Source organism: Campylobacter sp. P091 (assembly GCF_002138935.1).
GTDB classification, from domain to species: Bacteria; Campylobacterota; Campylobacteria; order Campylobacterales; family Campylobacteraceae; genus Campylobacter; species Campylobacter devanensis.
The window spans coordinates 178,594-194,059 of record NZ_MJKZ01000002.1 but is presented as its reverse complement, the minus strand read 5'-3'; the positions used below and the strand labels follow the sequence as shown (position 1 = coordinate 194,059).

The following is a 15,466-nucleotide window of genomic DNA, read 5'->3' as shown; positions in this document are numbered from 1 at the left end:
GGTCTAATTCACCTAAAATAGCCTTGATTTTTTTAAATTTACCGACAACAACTAGCATTGCTTGATTAGCAGCTAGTTCTTTATTTGCCCACGATTTTGCATTTATTGGGTTTAGATTGTGAATTTGGCTTACACATTTATGATTTGCTAGCTCCTTGGCTAAATTTGTTACTTCGAATTGATTTAAAATTATGCTTAAAAGTTTCATTTGATTATACTCCCTATACCTTCATCTGTGAAAATTTCTAATAATAATGAGTGTGGAATTTTGCCATCTATTATGTGGGCTGCACCTACGCCATTTTGAATACACTCTAAACAAGCGTCAATTTTAGGTATCATTCCGCCGCTGATTGTACCATCTTTTTTAAGTGTTTCAATGCTATCTTTATCTAGTTTGCCGATTAAATTTGATTCTTTATCTAACACGCCTCTAATATCGCTTAAAAATATAACCTTACTAGCTTTTAATTTACTAGCTATCGCACTAGCACACAAATCAGCATTAATATTATATGATTCGTATTTATCGCCAATAGCAATTGGTGCAATAACTGGTATCAACCCATCATTTAAAAGAGAATTAATAAGCCTATCATCTACGCTAGTGATATCGCCTACAAAGCCGTATTTGCCATTATCCATTACCTTAGCTCTTAGCATATTATCATCTTTGCCGCTAACGCCTATGGCTCTTGCGCCATGCTTATTTAGCATACTAGTGATCTCTTTATTTACTAGGCCGCTAAGTGCCATCTCTACAACTTCCATAGTGTTAGCATCTGTGACTCTAAGCCCATCAACGAATTCGCTCTTAATATCAAGTCTATCTAAAAATGAGTTAATAGTTTTGCCGCCACCATGGACCAAAACAACCTTAATGCCAACAATCTGTAAAAGTACAATATCCCTAGCGAAGTTGTTTTTTAACTTCTCATCTATTTGAGCTGCTCCGCCATATTTAATAACAAAAATTTTATCTCTAAATTTTTGGATATATGGCAAAGCACTAAGGATGACTTCAGCCGTTCTACTGCTTTTTAACATATCTTTCCTTCTTGATTTGTTTGATATATTTTATCTGAATTTTGGTAGCTTTTGATAAATAATTTGATTTTATTTGCAAAATTTGGAGAAATCGTTGTTTTTAAGTCTAAAATTGAAACACTTAATCCAAAATCTTTTATTTTTACATAGTCTTTTTGTGTTACTAAAAGGGAGTTAGCATTATATTTTTTTAGTATATTTTCACACTCAAATTTACTAAATTTATGATGATCAGCAAAAAATTCATGCCCTATACATTTTTTAAATATAAACTCTAATCTTGAAGGGTTAGCAATAGCGGTCATTAAAACCATTTTTGGCTGCGGATTTATGATAGTCGTTTTTTTGATTATATCGCTACTGCTTGGGATGAAATCAGCTAGACCATAAAAGCTACTTGGATAGCGATAAACTCCGCTTGGGATGGTGAAATTTAGTCGTGGGGTTTTGGCTGGACGTAGTAAAATATTAAATTTAAAAATATTAGCCTTTCCAAATCCATCATCTAAAATAATAAGCTTAGCCCCTAAATTAATGGCTTCATTAATAGCGATTTTGCGATCGTTTGAGACTATTATATTGGCATTTTTTAAATTTGTAGCATATTCCATTGCCTCATCACCACTAGTTGCTACATCACATTTTATATCACCATTTAGTGCTACAATTTGCATACCTTTTGACTCTCTTTTATAGCCTCTTAGGATTATAAAGGTTTTAAATTCGTGATTAAACTCATTAAAAATTGCTTTAGTTAATGGAGTTTTGCCGCTTCCGCCTAGGACTAGATTACCAATACTAATTATTGGGATTGGAAATTTTTGCGCCTTAGATAGTTTGAATTTAATCCAAACTATACAATAATAAATTGCTGATAGCGGTAAAAGTAGGGCGCTAACAATAATATCAAAAACGCTTGGCTGGTAAAAATATCTCTCTAGCCAAGCGTGAAATTTGCGTTTAAACACGACTTTGTGCTACTGATTTGACTGCATTGCAGATATAAAGCGCTTCTTCATCACTAAGTGCGGCATATATTGGTAGTGATAAAATTTGTTGATAGGTTTTAAGCGCTTTAGGAAAGTCATTTACCCGTAGGTGATATTTAGTCTTATAGTAGCTTAATAGATGCATAGGGCGGTAGTGCAAGCTAGTGCTAATTCCCATCTCTTTTAGTTCTCTAGCAAAACTATCACGATTTTTATCGATTTTAATAATATATTGGTTATATATGTGATCTCGCTTAGCTAGTGGCGTAGTGATATGTGGGCAATTTTTTAACTCTTCATTATATATTGCTGCAATTGCCTTGCGGCGTGCGATAAACATTCCAAGTTTTTCAAACTGAGCAATTCCATATGCGGCACAGAGTGAATTTAGATCATATTTTTGCCCAATATCAATTACATCATACATATAGCCTAAATTTCCATCTTTATCGAAGCTATCGTTGATTATAGCATGGTTTCGAATTAGTCTAGCACGACTAGCCATCTCATCATCATTTGTAATTATAATACCAGTTGTTGCTACTGCGTGTTGGACTTGGGGATTGATCTGAAAACAAGACATATATGAGCTCATATTGCCTATTAATTTGCCTTTATATGTAGCGCCCATCGCTCTACTAGCATCATCAATAATCTTTATATCATACTCATTAGCAAGGGCGTATATAGCGTCCATATCAGCACTCTGACCAGCTACATGGGTTATAAATGCGGCTTTTAATTTTTTGTGTTTTTGAGTTTTTAGGATTTTTTCTAGCTCATTTGGATCTATATTAAAATCATCTTCATTTATATCGACAAAGATCGGCTCAGCGTCAAAATGCCTAATGACTTGAGCGATACTAGGAAAGGCATTAACAGAGCAGATAATCTTATCTCCACGCTTTAAATCCATCGCACATAAGCTTAGGTGTATAGCGGCGGTGCCGTTATTTGTGGTGATAGCGTGTTTGGCACCGAAGAAATCTTTTATATTATTTTCTAAATTCTCAACCATATAGTTTGCATTTTTTTCTAAGGTCTCTTTGATAAGTTCATGCTCTCTATCGGTAATTAACGGGCGAAAAAATGGTATATCTCTCATCAAATCTCCTAATTTTATATATTTGGTGTTGCTGGTAGTTTTTGCTTGAAGCTATTTTTGGTGATTCTAGCAGTTATTTTATTTTTAAAGTCGCTATCAAATTTAGATAAATCTTCGCCATTTTCTATAGCTTTTAGCAGTTTATCAATCTCTTTATAGCTATATCCGATATCACTTTCATCGCTTTGATTTTGCCATAGATCGGCACTTGGGGCTTTGGCTATGATTTTGTGATTAACACCAAGGTAGCTCGCAAATTCAAAGAGATCGCTTTTATAGATATTTGCTAGCGGATTTAGTGCGCACGCCATATCGCCATAAATCGTACCATATCCTAGTATTTTCTCGCTTTTATTTGTTGTACCAGCAACAAGTGCATTAAGCAAACTAGAGTGATCGTAGAGTAAAATCATGCGGATTCTAGCAGCAATATTTCCAACTCTTAGCTTATCATTTGTATCGCTAAAAGGTAAAAAACTAGCCAAAATATCACTAATATCAATAATTTGGTAATCCAAATTTAGCTTACTAGATAGCTCTAAAGCATCGTTTAAATTTGCTTTATTTGAGCTAGAAGTTGGCATTATGAGTGCTTTTGTAGGAGCGACTTTGGTACAAAGTGTAGCCACAACCGCAGAGTCTAAGCCGCCACTTAGTCCAAGGACAAAACCCTTAGCACCAGAGCTTTTTAGGTAAGAATCAAGAAAATTTAGAAGGTTATTTTCTAATAATTTAAAATTTTCCACTAATATCATCCATTAAAAATAATACAAAATTATATCTAGATTATGGTAAAATCTATCTTAGAATATTAGAAAAAAAACTTAAAAAAGGTAGTAAAAATGCAGATTATTTCAAGAGCTTTTGGGATTTATGGAACCAATTGTTATGTAGTAGTTTTAAGTGATGGAGAGATTATAATCGATCCAGGCGATGGTGCGCTAGAGTGGATTGAGCGTGTGTGCAAAAATCCATTAGCGGTATTTTGTACGCATGGACATTTTGACCATGTTTATGATTGTGATGCTATTAAAGCAAAATTTGGTGTGGATATTTATATACCTAAAGATGATGCATTTTTGTGTCAAAATGACCCGTTTGGACTTTTGCAGGCTAAATTTAACCCTGATATTTTAGTAAGCGATGGAGAAGAGTTTGATTTTAGTGGAGTTAAATTTGCCTTTTGCCATTTCCCAGGGCATACTCCAGGATGTAGTGTAATAACGGCTGGTGATGTGATGTTTAGCGGAGATTTTATATTTAAAAATTCAATTGGTCGGTATGATTTTCCTTTTAGTGATGGTAAATTAATGAGGCAGAGTCTAAAACGTGCTGTAGAGTTAAAAAATTATAAAATTTACCCAGGGCATGGTGAACCAACAAGCTTAGATGCTGAGAGAAATTCGCTAATTAGATGGGCGCAGGCAATTTAGCCTTTTGCGCCTATATAAGATGGATAAATTTATTAACAAATCAAGATTTGTTAATACTAGCCTTATTGTTGCGATTCATCGCTTGTCATTTTACGTTGCTGAAGTCTAAATATATGCTCTTCTAGTACAACTATCTGATAGGTGCCTTCAAAGATTTTAATCTCTTTGATTGTGCCTATGACCTTAACCTCACGCTTTTTAGACTCTTCGTAGTAGGCGTGCGCCTCAAATTCTACCATATCGCCAACTTTGGCTGGTGCGTATAGATTTACTTTTGCGCCTATAGTTACAGAGTGGGGCGTATTTATAGCTACATGCGCAGCCCACTCAGCCGCACCAAATATAAATCCACCATGAACTAGCTTTTCATCATCAAAAACCATTTCATTGCTAGTCATTAGCGTAGTTTTAGCATAGTTTGGTTTCATATCTACTATCCCGCCGCATAAAGTGGAGTTTATAGTAGCTGGTATATTTAAAAGCCCTTGAAAAATCTCAGCACTATCAATTAATCCAATATCTTGCAAACTCTCATCATACTCATTCATAATATACCCTTAAGTTAATCTTATATAAATTCTTTTTGGTGCTGGATAACCTTCTATTGTCTTAGAGTCATCATTTGGGTCTAAAAAGTCACCAAGACTTTGCCCATCTATCCACTCTGTTTTGCGCTGTTCAAACAAGTCAGTTTCCTTAGTAGCTAAAATTTCAAAACTTTTAAATTTAGCCCTTTGACACCAGTTTTTAAGAGCTTTAACACTTGGAATAAAGCTAATATTTGGAATTTTAGAGTAGCTACCATTAGGGCTTAGTACCATTTCATCATCACGCTCGATGTACATTGTATCTATAAATACCTCACCGCCTGGATTCATTGCTGATTTTAGCTCTTTTAGGCACTTTATTGGGTCGTTTCTGTGATATAAAACTCCAAGGCAAAATATTGTATCAAATTTACTTCCGCATTCAGGCAAGCTCTCTACACCAGCAATTTTAAACTCAATATCGCTTTTAATAAAGTGATTAATAAAACTAAATTGCAAAAATGCTAGCTCACTAGGGTCAAACCCAGTTATACTTTTTGGATCAAATTCGAGCATTTTAAACATATAATAGCCGTTATTACACCCCACATCTGCGATACTTTTACCTTTTAAATTTAGATATGGTTTTAAAATATTAAACTTAACAAAGCTTCTCCATTCGCTATCTATAAAAAGCTCATTTAGATTAAATGGTCCTTTTCGCCACGGCTTAAGTGCAACTGCAATTTCTTTAACCTCTTTAGTGAAATTTGGGATATGAATCCGCACACTTTCATCTAATGTAAGTTCACACTTATCGCTAGGCAGCTGCAAAATTTGCTTTAAAAGCTCATCGTAAGCTTTATTATTCATATATCTCTTTCCAATCTACTAAATTCTCATCACACTTTTTGTGATATATACCAGCTGCATCATAATACTCTTTACAACTGTTGTAGTATTTGTCTGAAATTCCTCGTTTATTTACCCAAAGGCACCCTTGTAAAAATAGTGCCAAAATCACAAATATAATCAAATTTTTCATAGTGATAATGTTACCATTATTTTGTTTAATTTTGATATAATTTTATAAAAATTTGGAGTAAAATATGGAAATCTTGGATAAATTTAAAGAAATTTGCACTATTCCACATTGTAGTTTTGATACTTTACAGCTTAGAGATTACCTAGTTGATTTTGCTAAAAAGAGTGGATTTAGCGTTAGGATTGATGAATTTGATAATATCTATGCTATTAAAGGTAAGCCAAAAATTTGCTTGCAGTCACACTATGATATGGTTTGTGTAGGAGATGCGCCAAATATTGAGTTAATAGATGATGGAAAAATTTTACGAGCTAAAAATTCTAGCTTGGGCGCTGATAATGGAATTGGCGTAGCAATTATGATGGATATGATGGAGAAATTTGAAAATCTTGAAGTGTTATTTAGTGCTAATGAAGAGGTTGGCTTGATTGGTGCAAATGGCTTTAATGGGCGCATTATAAGTGGTAGGCTTTTAAATCTTGATAGCGAACATGAAGATGGTGTATTTATAGGTTGTGCTGCTGGTGAGCTAATACATGCTAGGATTAAAGCTAGTAAAGTGCCTACTAATAATAGACTTTATGAACTAAGTGTCTTAAATTTACCAGGCGGTCATAGCGGACTAGAGATTATTAAGGATATTCCAAATTCAATTAAAATATTAGCTGAATTTATTGCTAAAAATAATGGCAAAATTGTAGATATTAATGGCGGTGAGCGTAGCAACTCAATTCCTGTAAATGCTAAAGGGATAGTAATTTGTGATGAGATAATACATAGTGATGATAGGGTAGTGGTGCGTGAGCTTGGCGTTGGAGAGGAGGTATTAGAATTTGGAGATAATATCTTAGCATTAATTAATAGCTTTTCTCAAGGAGTACGAAGCTATGATGAGAATCTAAAAATAGTGCGTGATAGTATAAACTTATCAAGGATTAAGAGTAATGATGGCGTTATAGAGTTGGAGTTTTTTGCTCGTTCGATGAGTGAAGATGGGCTAGAGAGGCTTAAATTTGAGACTACAAGCTTAGCAAAATTAGCAGGGTTTGAGGTAAGCTTTTTTGAGAGAAGTGGGGCTTGGACACCAAAAATTGGTGAATTTGCTAATGTTGTTTTGAAATTTATGCAAGAAAATAATCCTAAGGTTAAATTTCAAGCTGTTCATGCTGGGCTTGAATGCGGCGTATTTGTCGCTAAGCAAAATGGATTAGAAGCTGCATCAATAGGGCCAAATATCTACTCTCCACATAGTATAAATGAACACTTAGAGATTGACTCACTAGAAAAAATAGCTAAAGTGGTAGAAAAAATAGTAGCATATTATCAAAAGTAAATAATTATGTAGCTTAGAGGGATTGCGCTTATGCTTTTATTAGAAAAAGCTAATAAGCTTTGATAAGAATTATATAAAAGCAATATAATTACAGTAAATGCAATTTTTATATATATCCTACCTTTTTATGGAGACAAATTTGCCATAGGGAAGCTAACCCTATGAGCATAATTCCTATTTAATAATTTAAAGTATAAGTAATATAGATAAGAATTATTTTTGGCTTAGATTATGAGATGTTCAATAATTTATTTACAAATATTAAAATATATTCTGAGTAAAATATAACAATTAAATAAAATTTAATTGTTATTAAAATAATATCTACATTGTATTTTATGTAAAAATTTTGATGCTTGGATTCTTAGGCGCAGATTTCTACGCCATTAAAAAACTAGTTCATCGTGATTATAAATTAGATTTAATTATAAATAAATTATCTAAGCCAATCAAAAATTAATAAAAAGATAAAACAATACAGCCACAATAAAGCTAATATAAAACTATATTAAAATCCAAGTCTATTCATTATATCTTTGATATTGTGTTTGTTTTGGATTGGTTCTAGCTCCCAAATTGGGTTTTTAAGCTTCCAACCATTTTCGCATTGCTCAAACATATCGCCTCTAAATTTTTCACAATACTCTAACACTTGGCTTGGTGTTAAGTCTAGATAAGAGGCCATCTTTTGCATATAAAATTCACCATATTTGCCATCAAGCTCACGAAGTAGATATTTACCTTCATCTTTAGTGATGTTTTTGCTTCTTAAATCATATGCTACATGATCGCTGCACTGTCCAAAGCCAAATTTAATATATTTAAAATATTGATTAACAATGGTCATATATGTATCTAATTGAAAACATCTGCGATATGTACCTAGGTCATATGGATTGACATCTTTAGGATATATGCTAAGACCTCGCTCAATAGCAAATTTTGCATTATGTTGCATACTCCATTTGTTTGTATAATAATTTAGCCATACAGCAGTTACGCCCTTTTTGGTGAGTTCATCTACTGGAACTTTGTATAAAAATAGATCTTTTAGTTCAGTCTCTTCATCCATATAGATTTCTATTGGATTGTCTTTAAGAGTATTTGAATTTACGATATTTAGAGCGTTTCCACTACTATCTTGTAGGTTATTTTTAGCACCTAGGGTAAGAGCAGCATTCTCACCTTGTAATATCATAGGGATATTAAACATATCAGCAATTATATATGCTGAGGCATAAAGCGTGTATTCAAGAGGTTTTACGGGATTTAGATACTCCCAAAATGCTTTTTTCATCAGCTTTTTTGCTAAAGTTCTATTTGGATTTATAGATATTGTCTCAAAACCATGACGCTTTAAATTTTCAAAATTTGCTCTTCCAATTGGCGTGATATCCATAGGCTCGCAATTAACTAGTAAAACTCTAAGCCCTAAAATATCTCTAGCATAAAATGCTTGAAATGTAGAATCCTTGCCGCCACTAACACCAATAACGCAATCATATGCCCCTTTGGATTTAGTCTTAGCATTCTCAGCAATTGATTTTAGTTCATTCTCTCTAGCACTCCAGTTGATTATTTTAGACTCTTCTTCCCATAAACACGCACCGCAAACTCCATTTTTAAAAACTACCCCCGGGCGAGTATTTGTCTGCAGGCATCTGCTGCAATATTCCATTATATACCTCTATAAAATTAAATTAAAATAAAAAAAAAGGGGGGGGGCAGATGGACTACCTCCCTTTTTTAGAAAGTTTTATATAATTAATATAGGCCGAATTTGCCATCATTTCTTTTGTATAAAACACGCATTTTAGCATCCATATCATTAAATACATAAAATTGCGCACCGCTATCTTTTAATTTAGTTAAAGCTTCTTCAACTTCCATTGGTTTGTATAATTCAAGTTCAGTTGGTACAATCTCATCAGCACCTTCGATTGATACTTCATCTACTATGATTCTAGACTCTTTTAGTTCATCGCTATTTTTGTGAGTTACTAGTTTATCATGATGTCTGCGAAGTACTTTGCTAGCTCTATCAAGCGCTAAATCGATTGCAGCGTATAAATCTTTATCTTTTTGACGGATTACTATTGTATCTTTTTTAGCCAAGTTAATAGCAAACTCTACATCAAAGCCTTTTTTGCCATTTCTTTCATCAGCTGAGATTATGGCTTTAGCTGAGATTATATCTAGATTGTACTTGCTAAGTGCATCAAATGCGCTATCACAATAACTTTTGATAGATTCAGTTAATTCAAACTGTCTGCCTACTATACTTGTATTCATAGCATTCTCCTTTAAAAATTTGTGTTATTTTAGCATAAATATCCTTATTTAGGGCTTTTGGGTGGTTATTTTGCTTATTTTTATAGGAGTTATAGCTAGATTTGGATTGGTTTGGACTATGGTATGCATTATAGCTGCGTCTATATTTGGAGTGGTAGCATTAATTTCTTTCCAAATTTTATCATTACATGCTGGAGGTATTTTACCGCCTATATAGTGCATAATCACAACTTCAGATTTTAAAATATAATCACTACTATTTGGATAAAATAGACTAAATTTATTTGGACAATTTTGGTTAAAATCATTTCGCTGAATTTGAGCAATGGCGTTTTGGGTAGCTGAAATGGCTATTAGTTTAGCTTGAGAGTGAAGGTAGAGATGATTAATACTAATAGTGGCAGTAGAACTAAGCGTGATGGTATTTAGTGCTAAGGCACTTATAGCAATGATAAACGCTACTGCTAAAATCAAGCTAAAACCACTTTTTAAATGATTTATTGTTTGTTTTTTCATAGGCTACTACTTTTGCAAAGTTCTATACCGTTTGACTCTTTTAAGCAAAGTTGAAAGATAATATTTGCGCCACTTTGTTTGATATTAAATGAACTTACATTGCGAGCAATTGGATTGGAACGAATAGTTTTATTTAAATTATTTAGTTTAAATTCATTTAAATATAATGTGTTATTTTGCAAATTTAACGAGATTAGAGCGTGAGTTAGATAGTAAATTTCACTGATAAAAATAGGGCGATTTGGTCGTTTGATGGTTATTAGTTCATCTTTGGCACTTATGATTTTATGCGTATTTGAGTATATTTCATCACTTCCTTTAAATATAATTCTAATATCGTTAAGTTTTAAATTGTTTAACACTTTATCATTTTTACTTGTATCAAATTTACTTAGTGGCGAGTGCAGAGTGATTGTGTCATTTGTTGTTTGTATATTTAAGATATCAATAAATCCACTCCATTGATGATAGCTAGAGCTATTTTGTAGCGTCTCAAAGCTTTTACTAAACCAGATAAATTCGCTAGCGCTCGCACTTTTATAGAGTGGCTGAATTTCAGAGCCATTTCTAGTGGAAATGGACTCTTTTATGCTTTGTTGAAGATAATTATTTATGATTAGCATAGTATTTGTAGCAGTAGATTCTAGTCGATTTGTGGCTGATATTTGTAGATAATTAGTATGTAAAGAGCTATAGATTTGTATCATAATTCCAGCTAAAATCCCGCCAATAACAATAACAAAGCTCATCTCAAGTAGGCTAAATGCGCTTTTAAATGTAATAGTATTTGACTTGGCGTAATTAGGTTTTTTATGGTTAAATTTAATAAAGCTAAATTTCATGGCGATGGGATTATTAAGCTTCTTATTAGCGGTTCGCCAATATTATAGCTATAACTATAAAATATAATAGGCTTAGTATTTGCTTTGGTTGTAAGCTTTATAGCAATAGCATCAGTTGAATTATTTGTAGTATTTGTAGTAAATTTAAAATTATTTATAAATCCAACACTAATAGCATACTCTAAATTTAATAAATTTTTTGAATCTACTCCAGGTTTTAATAGCCCACTATCACCATTAAAGCCATTAATGCTATTTTTGGCAGTGTTGATTTTATTTGGCGTAATTTTAGATATTACTCTACTAGTAAGAGAATTTAATGGTAACTCACTACTATAATAAATCGGCTGAGCTAAACTAGGGCTAATAGCATCATTCCATGGATGGGCAATAATATTTGATAGTTTAGTATAGCTAGCTGTAACCGCCTCAGATAATATAGCATCATTTGTACTTTTAACTGAAATTTGCAAAATTGATGGAAGCGACGATAGTGCAATAGCTACAATAATAATTGATAAAATAAGCTCCAAAGATGAAAAGGCGTAACGCATAGATATCGTGGCTCGTGTGAGCCACTACAAGGATTTATTGTTTTTGGACATAAGCGCTGATTTTTTCTGCTTGACCGAAATTTGGATAGTAGCGATTGTCTAAGACAATTTGTGCTAGCGTAGCAGCAGTTGTGTTGCAAAGTACTGGTGCTAAGAAATTCACAGTAGATTCTTCAATAGGACTGCTGATAGCGACAATAGCATAAAGCTCTAATTTAGAGTTATCATCTATTTGAAGTAGATTTTTGTATGGAGTTGGGATATCAAACTCATAATCAGGGCGAAGCGCATATGGATTAATCATAGTAAAAGATGTCTTGCCATCTACATCTTGCATTTTAACAAAGAAATCATCAATTTTAGTTATCTCAACCTCTTTGATGTTTTCAAATCCAGGAATAGGGTTTTTAACAGAAAATTTCACTTTACTCTCCTTAAAAATTGGGTTTGTCGTATTGTAGCATTTTTTGTTCCAAATTCATAGGGTTTGAGCGTAATTTATAAAATTTTTTCTTATAACGCATAAATTTACCAAAATATTGCTATAATCACTAGATTTTAATCAGATGAAGGAAAATTAATGAATATAAAATTCAAATCTGCTATTTTAGCTTTGTCTTTGGCTTTGTTAGCAGGTTGTGGTGCAAAAAAAGATAATGAACTATATAATCTCACTCCAGATCAATGGTATAATCAAATTTTAAATGATATCAAAGATGCAGACCTAGAATCAGCAGATAAGCACTATATATCATTTGCTAGTGAGCATGTAGCAAGCCCGTATTTAGAGCAAGTTTTAGTAATTATGGCAAATGCTCATGTAGATGAAGGAGAGTATAAGATGGCTAACTTCTACCTAGATGAATATATCAAAAAATATGGTACAAAAGATAGCATAGAATATATCCAATATCTAAAGATAAAAGCAAATTTTGATTCATTTAGCAAGCCAAATCGCAATCAAAAGTTGGTTCAAGATAGTATTTCGCAGATTAATGAATTCTTAACAAACTATCCAAATACTCAATATAAGCCACTATTAGAGACTATGTTGATTAAATTTAGACTGGCTGAATACTATTTAAATATTGATATTTATGAACTATACAATAGATTAGATAAAGATGATTCAGCAGCAATTTATCAAGATAGAATTGATATTTCACCACTAAATGATATTAATTCAACTAAAGCCAAATTGCCTTGGTATATGACGCCATTTGAGTAGGAGAGAGTATGAGTTTGGCAAATTTACCTATTATAGTTGAAGATGAGCTATTTTTATACCCATTTATGATTACGCCAATATTTTTAAGTGATGAAAAAAATATAAAAGCGTTAGATATGGCAATTAATGATAGTAGTGCGGTTATGGTAGTGTGTTCTAAGCTCGCACATTCTGGAGAGAGAGATTTTGAATCTATTTATGAATATGGAGTAATTGGCAATGTAATGCGTCGTGTGGCAATGCCTGATGGCAGAGTGAAAATTTTATTTCAAGGATTAAGCCGTGGCAAGATTACACAACCTATAAGCAGCGATCCACTAATTGCTCAAATCCAAAGCGTTGAATTAGAAGAGTTTGAATCAAGTAAAATCGAAGCAGGTCTAAATGTGTTAAAAGAGAGCGTAAAAAGCTTAAGCTTGCTAAATCACTTCTTTCCACCTGATCTGCTTCGTGCTATTGATGATAGCAATGAGGCTAGTAGGGTTTGTGATTTGGTTTGTAGTGCATTGCATCTTAAAAAGGATATAGCATATGGGTTTTTTACCCAGCTAAATTTAGAACAAAAAATACTAGATATCATAGAATATTTAAATGCGCAAATTGAAACAAATAAACTTCAAAAAGAGATAAAAAGCAAGGTAAGCTCCAAGCTAGATAGGGCAAATAAAGAGTATTTCTTAAAAGAGCAATTAAAAGAAATTCAGCGTGAGCTAGGAATGGATTTAGATAAAGAGGCTCAAATAACACAGTATAGAAATAAGCTTGAGGCTGGGCGTAAATTTATGAGTGATGATGCTTATAAAGAGATAGAAAAAAATATCTCAAAACTAAGCAAAATGCATACTGATAGTGCAGAATCTAGTATGACTAGTAGCTATTTAGACTGGGCGCTTGATATGCCATTTGGTAAATTTAGTACCAAAAAACTCACGGTAAAAGATGTTCAAAAAGAGTTAGATAGCGATCATTTTGGACTTGAAAAGCCAAAAAGCAGAATTGTGGAGTATTTTGGACTTAAGGAGCTTTTGCATAGTAGGGGACTTGAAGATAATAAAGGGGCAATTTTATGTTTTGTAGGGCCTCCTGGAATTGGTAAGACAAGCTTAGCAAACTCAATCTCAAATGCTTTAAAAAGGGAATTAGTGCGAATTGCACTTGGTGGGCTTGAAGATGTTAATGAGTTAAGAGGTCATCGCAGAACATATATAGGGGCAATGCCTGGGCGAATTGTTCAGGGTCTAATCGAAGCCAAAAGTATGAATCCAGTGGTGGTATTAGATGAGATTGACAAGGTAGCGCGCTCATATAAGGGTGATCCAACTGCTGTATTACTTGAGATATTAGATCCTGAACAAAATAGTAAATTTAGAGATTATTATCTAAATTTTCATATAGATTTAAGTAAGATAATATTTATAGCAACAGCAAATGATGCTAGTGCTATACCGGCTCCACTTCGTGATAGAATGGAATTTATCTGGCTAAATAGTTATACGCCACAAGAAAAATTTGAGATAGCAAAGAGATATTTATGGCCTAATGAGCTTAAAAAACATGGGTTAAAAAGTAGCGAGGTAGTAATTAAAAAGGATGCTTTAAATCTACTAATTAGCGACTATACCAGAGAGAGCGGGGTAAGAAATTTACGCCATAGAATAGCTGATATTTTGCGTAAATCCGCACTTGAAATATTGAGCGAACAGACAAAAAAGATATCTATAACTACTAAAAATTTAGAAAATTATCTAGATAAAAAGGTTTTTGAAATCACAGTTATAAGTGGCAAAAATGAGATTGGTATCGCAAATGGATTAGCCTGGACAGCAGTTGGCGGAGATGTGTTAAAAATTGAAGCATTAAAGATAAAAGGCAAGGGCGCTATGCAAATTACAGGTCAGCTTGGCGATGTAATGAAAGAGTCTGCTACGATAGCTTTTAGCCTTGTAAAAAGCCTTATAGATAAGGGTGAAATTTGTATTTCAAAAAATTTAATTCAAAAAGATAAAGATGGCATAGATATGGCAGTTTATGATAGTTATGATTTGCATATTCATGTTCCAGAGGGTGCTACACCAAAGGATGGACCAAGTGCTGGAATAACAATGACTACTGTAATTGCTTCAATTTTAAGCGATACGCCAATTTATAGCGATGTAGCAATGACTGGTGAGATTACACTAAGTGGCAAGGTATTACCAATTGGCGGCTTAAAAGAGAAACTAATTGCTGCATATAAAGCTGGAGTAAAAAAAGCAATAATACCGCTTAAAAATTATGACCGAGACTTAAAAGATATCCCACAACAAGTAAGAGATAATATGGAGATAATTGGTGTTGAAGATATTACTGAAGTTTTAAAAGTTGCTTTAGTCAAATAAATATTGCTTATACGAAGTTAAGTATGTAAAGTATAAATACAATAAAAAGTCAGTGGTTTTTAGGTTGGCTAATTATCAAGGATAGTATTAAGCTATTTTATTTTAAGAGTCATTTTAGGCTCTTAAAACCAATATGTTAGCTATGATTTATAATGATAATTTAATATATTTTATTAG

At 32.9% G+C, this 15,466-nt stretch carries 17 protein-coding genes; 4 read left to right on the top strand and 13 right to left on the bottom strand.

Annotation, left to right across the window (positions count from 1 at the left end):
* Positions 1–204 precede the first annotated feature (204 nt).
* From argB to CIGNP91_RS02920, 4 genes are read right to left on the bottom strand one after another with little or no spacing between them, the layout of a single operon-like run.
* Positions 205–1,047, bottom strand: coding sequence for an acetylglutamate kinase (gene argB / locus CIGNP91_RS02935; RefSeq protein ID WP_086253332.1), 843 nt, complete (start codon positions 1,045–1,047; stop codon positions 205–207).
* Positions 1,041–2,015 (bottom strand): tetraacyldisaccharide 4'-kinase, encoded by a 975-nt coding sequence (locus CIGNP91_RS02930; protein WP_086253331.1) that lies wholly within the window; start codon positions 2,013–2,015, stop codon positions 1,041–1,043. Before CIGNP91_RS02930 ends, argB begins: the two co-directional genes overlap by 7 nt.
* The gene (locus tag CIGNP91_RS02925) at positions 2,008–3,141 is read right to left on the bottom strand and encodes a DegT/DnrJ/EryC1/StrS family aminotransferase (protein ID WP_086227081.1); all 1,134 of its coding nucleotides are present in this window, start codon (positions 3,139–3,141) and stop codon (positions 2,008–2,010) included. Before CIGNP91_RS02925 ends, CIGNP91_RS02930 begins: the two co-directional genes overlap by 8 nt.
* Before the next feature lie 14 nt (positions 3,142–3,155).
* Positions 3,156–3,896, bottom strand: coding sequence for an NAD+ synthase (locus CIGNP91_RS02920; protein WP_180381827.1), 741 nt, complete (start codon positions 3,894–3,896; stop codon positions 3,156–3,158).
* 87 nt (positions 3,897–3,983) lie between these two features.
* On the opposite strand from CIGNP91_RS02920, the gene CIGNP91_RS02915 reads away from it, so the two are divergent.
* Positions 3,984–4,574: an MBL fold metallo-hydrolase gene (locus tag CIGNP91_RS02915; protein ID WP_086224442.1), complete on the top strand. Its 591-nt coding sequence runs from the start codon at positions 3,984–3,986 to the stop codon at positions 4,572–4,574.
* Positions 4,575–4,636: 62 nt separating this feature from the next.
* Here the strand turns inward: CIGNP91_RS02915 and CIGNP91_RS02910 are convergent, their stop codons facing one another.
* The 3 genes from CIGNP91_RS02910 to CIGNP91_RS02900 are packed head-to-tail and all read right to left on the bottom strand — an operon-like array spanning position 4,637 to position 6,146.
* Entirely contained in the window at positions 4,637–5,122 is a 486-nt protein-coding gene (locus CIGNP91_RS02910) for a hotdog domain-containing protein (protein WP_086224444.1), read from the bottom strand.
* A gap of 9 nt (positions 5,123–5,131) precedes the next feature.
* Positions 5,132–5,974 (bottom strand): tRNA 5-methoxyuridine(34)/uridine 5-oxyacetic acid(34) synthase CmoB, encoded by an 843-nt coding sequence (gene cmoB / locus CIGNP91_RS02905; RefSeq protein WP_086253329.1) that lies wholly within the window; start codon positions 5,972–5,974, stop codon positions 5,132–5,134.
* Positions 5,967–6,146: a hypothetical protein gene (locus CIGNP91_RS02900; RefSeq protein WP_086234455.1), complete on the bottom strand. Its 180-nt coding sequence runs from the start codon at positions 6,144–6,146 to the stop codon at positions 5,967–5,969. Before CIGNP91_RS02900 ends, cmoB begins: the two co-directional genes overlap by 8 nt.
* Positions 6,147–6,210: 64 nt before the next feature.
* On the opposite strand from CIGNP91_RS02900, the gene CIGNP91_RS02895 reads away from it, so the two are divergent.
* Positions 6,211–7,479 carry a M20/M25/M40 family metallo-hydrolase gene (locus CIGNP91_RS02895; RefSeq protein WP_086253328.1) on the top strand — a complete coding sequence of 423 codons (1,269 nt, stop codon included), beginning with the start codon at positions 6,211–6,213 and terminating at the stop codon, positions 7,477–7,479.
* A 508-nt stretch (positions 7,480–7,987) separates the two neighbouring features.
* Here the strand turns inward: CIGNP91_RS02895 and CIGNP91_RS02890 are convergent.
* The 6 genes from CIGNP91_RS02890 to fliW all read right to left on the bottom strand — a co-directional run bounded on the left by CIGNP91_RS02890 (position 7,988) and on the right by fliW (position 12,107).
* The gene (locus tag CIGNP91_RS02890; protein ID WP_086253327.1) at positions 7,988–9,157 is read right to left on the bottom strand and encodes an N-acetyl sugar amidotransferase; all 1,170 of its coding nucleotides are present in this window, start codon (positions 9,155–9,157) and stop codon (positions 7,988–7,990) included.
* An 86-nt stretch (positions 9,158–9,243) separates the two neighbouring features.
* Complete coding sequence (gene hpf, locus CIGNP91_RS02885) at positions 9,244–9,771, bottom strand: ribosome hibernation-promoting factor, HPF/YfiA family (protein ID WP_086227074.1); 528 nt, start codon at positions 9,769–9,771, stop codon at positions 9,244–9,246.
* A 48-nt stretch (positions 9,772–9,819) separates the two neighbouring features.
* Entirely contained in the window at positions 9,820–10,287 is a 468-nt protein-coding gene (locus CIGNP91_RS02880) for a type IV pilus modification PilV family protein (RefSeq protein ID WP_086253326.1), read from the bottom strand.
* Positions 10,284–11,129, bottom strand: a complete 846-nt coding sequence (locus CIGNP91_RS02875) for a type II secretion system protein (protein ID WP_086253325.1) — start codon at positions 11,127–11,129, stop codon at positions 10,284–10,286. The genes CIGNP91_RS02880 and CIGNP91_RS02875 overlap by 4 nt, the downstream gene beginning before the upstream one ends.
* Positions 11,126–11,683, bottom strand: a complete 558-nt coding sequence (locus CIGNP91_RS02870; RefSeq protein ID WP_086253324.1) for a hypothetical protein — start codon at positions 11,681–11,683, stop codon at positions 11,126–11,128. The genes CIGNP91_RS02875 and CIGNP91_RS02870 overlap by 4 nt, the downstream gene beginning before the upstream one ends.
* 34 nt (positions 11,684–11,717) lie before the next feature.
* Positions 11,718–12,107: a flagellar assembly protein FliW gene (gene fliW / locus CIGNP91_RS02865; RefSeq protein WP_086224457.1), complete on the bottom strand. Its 390-nt coding sequence runs from the start codon at positions 12,105–12,107 to the stop codon at positions 11,718–11,720.
* Positions 12,108–12,263: 156 nt separating this feature from the next.
* Here fliW and CIGNP91_RS02860 point away from each other — a divergent pair, with 156 nt between their 5' ends.
* Together CIGNP91_RS02860 and lon are read left to right on the top strand one after the other, a co-directional pair.
* The gene (locus tag CIGNP91_RS02860; RefSeq protein ID WP_086224459.1) at positions 12,264–12,911 is read left to right on the top strand and encodes an outer membrane protein assembly factor BamD; all 648 of its coding nucleotides are present in this window, start codon (positions 12,264–12,266) and stop codon (positions 12,909–12,911) included.
* A gap of 8 nt (positions 12,912–12,919) precedes the next feature.
* A complete protein-coding gene (gene lon / locus CIGNP91_RS02855) occupies positions 12,920–15,289 on the top strand; it encodes an endopeptidase La (RefSeq protein ID WP_086253323.1) in 2,370 nt (789 codons plus the stop codon).
* Positions 15,290–15,466: the final 177 nt, after the last annotated feature.

What these genes read in the sequence shown, in the direction of transcription:
- CIGNP91_RS02920 (WP_180381827.1), bottom strand. Translation starts at nt 3,896, where the DNA reads ATGATATTAGTGGAAAATTTTAAATTATTAGAAAATAACCTTCTAAAT.
- CIGNP91_RS02895 (WP_086253328.1), top strand. Translation starts at nt 6,211, where the DNA reads ATGGAAATCTTGGATAAATTTAAAGAAATTTGCACTATTCCACATTGT.
- lon (WP_086253323.1), top strand. Translation starts at nt 12,920, where the DNA reads ATGAGTTTGGCAAATTTACCTATTATAGTTGAAGATGAGCTATTTTTA.
- CIGNP91_RS02880 (WP_086253326.1), bottom strand. Translation starts at nt 10,287, where the DNA reads ATGAAAAAACAAACAATAAATCATTTAAAAAGTGGTTTTAGCTTGATT.
- CIGNP91_RS02875 (WP_086253325.1), bottom strand. Translation starts at nt 11,129, where the DNA reads ATGAAATTTAGCTTTATTAAATTTAACCATAAAAAACCTAATTACGCC.
- CIGNP91_RS02925 (WP_086227081.1), bottom strand. Translation starts at nt 3,141, where the DNA reads ATGAGAGATATACCATTTTTTCGCCCGTTAATTACCGATAGAGAGCAT.
- CIGNP91_RS02910 (WP_086224444.1), bottom strand. Translation starts at nt 5,122, where the DNA reads ATGAATGAGTATGATGAGAGTTTGCAAGATATTGGATTAATTGATAGT.
- CIGNP91_RS02870 (WP_086253324.1), bottom strand. Translation starts at nt 11,683, where the DNA reads ATGCGTTACGCCTTTTCATCTTTGGAGCTTATTTTATCAATTATTATT.
- CIGNP91_RS02860 (WP_086224459.1), top strand. Translation starts at nt 12,264, where the DNA reads ATGAATATAAAATTCAAATCTGCTATTTTAGCTTTGTCTTTGGCTTTG.
- argB (WP_086253332.1), bottom strand. Translation starts at nt 1,047, where the DNA reads ATGTTAAAAAGCAGTAGAACGGCTGAAGTCATCCTTAGTGCTTTGCCA.
- CIGNP91_RS02915 (WP_086224442.1), top strand. Translation starts at nt 3,984, where the DNA reads ATGCAGATTATTTCAAGAGCTTTTGGGATTTATGGAACCAATTGTTAT.
- CIGNP91_RS02890 (WP_086253327.1), bottom strand. Translation starts at nt 9,157, where the DNA reads ATGGAATATTGCAGCAGATGCCTGCAGACAAATACTCGCCCGGGGGTA.
- hpf (WP_086227074.1), bottom strand. Translation starts at nt 9,771, where the DNA reads ATGAATACAAGTATAGTAGGCAGACAGTTTGAATTAACTGAATCTATC.
- cmoB (WP_086253329.1), bottom strand. Translation starts at nt 5,974, where the DNA reads ATGAATAATAAAGCTTACGATGAGCTTTTAAAGCAAATTTTGCAGCTG.
- CIGNP91_RS02900 (WP_086234455.1), bottom strand. Translation starts at nt 6,146, where the DNA reads ATGAAAAATTTGATTATATTTGTGATTTTGGCACTATTTTTACAAGGG.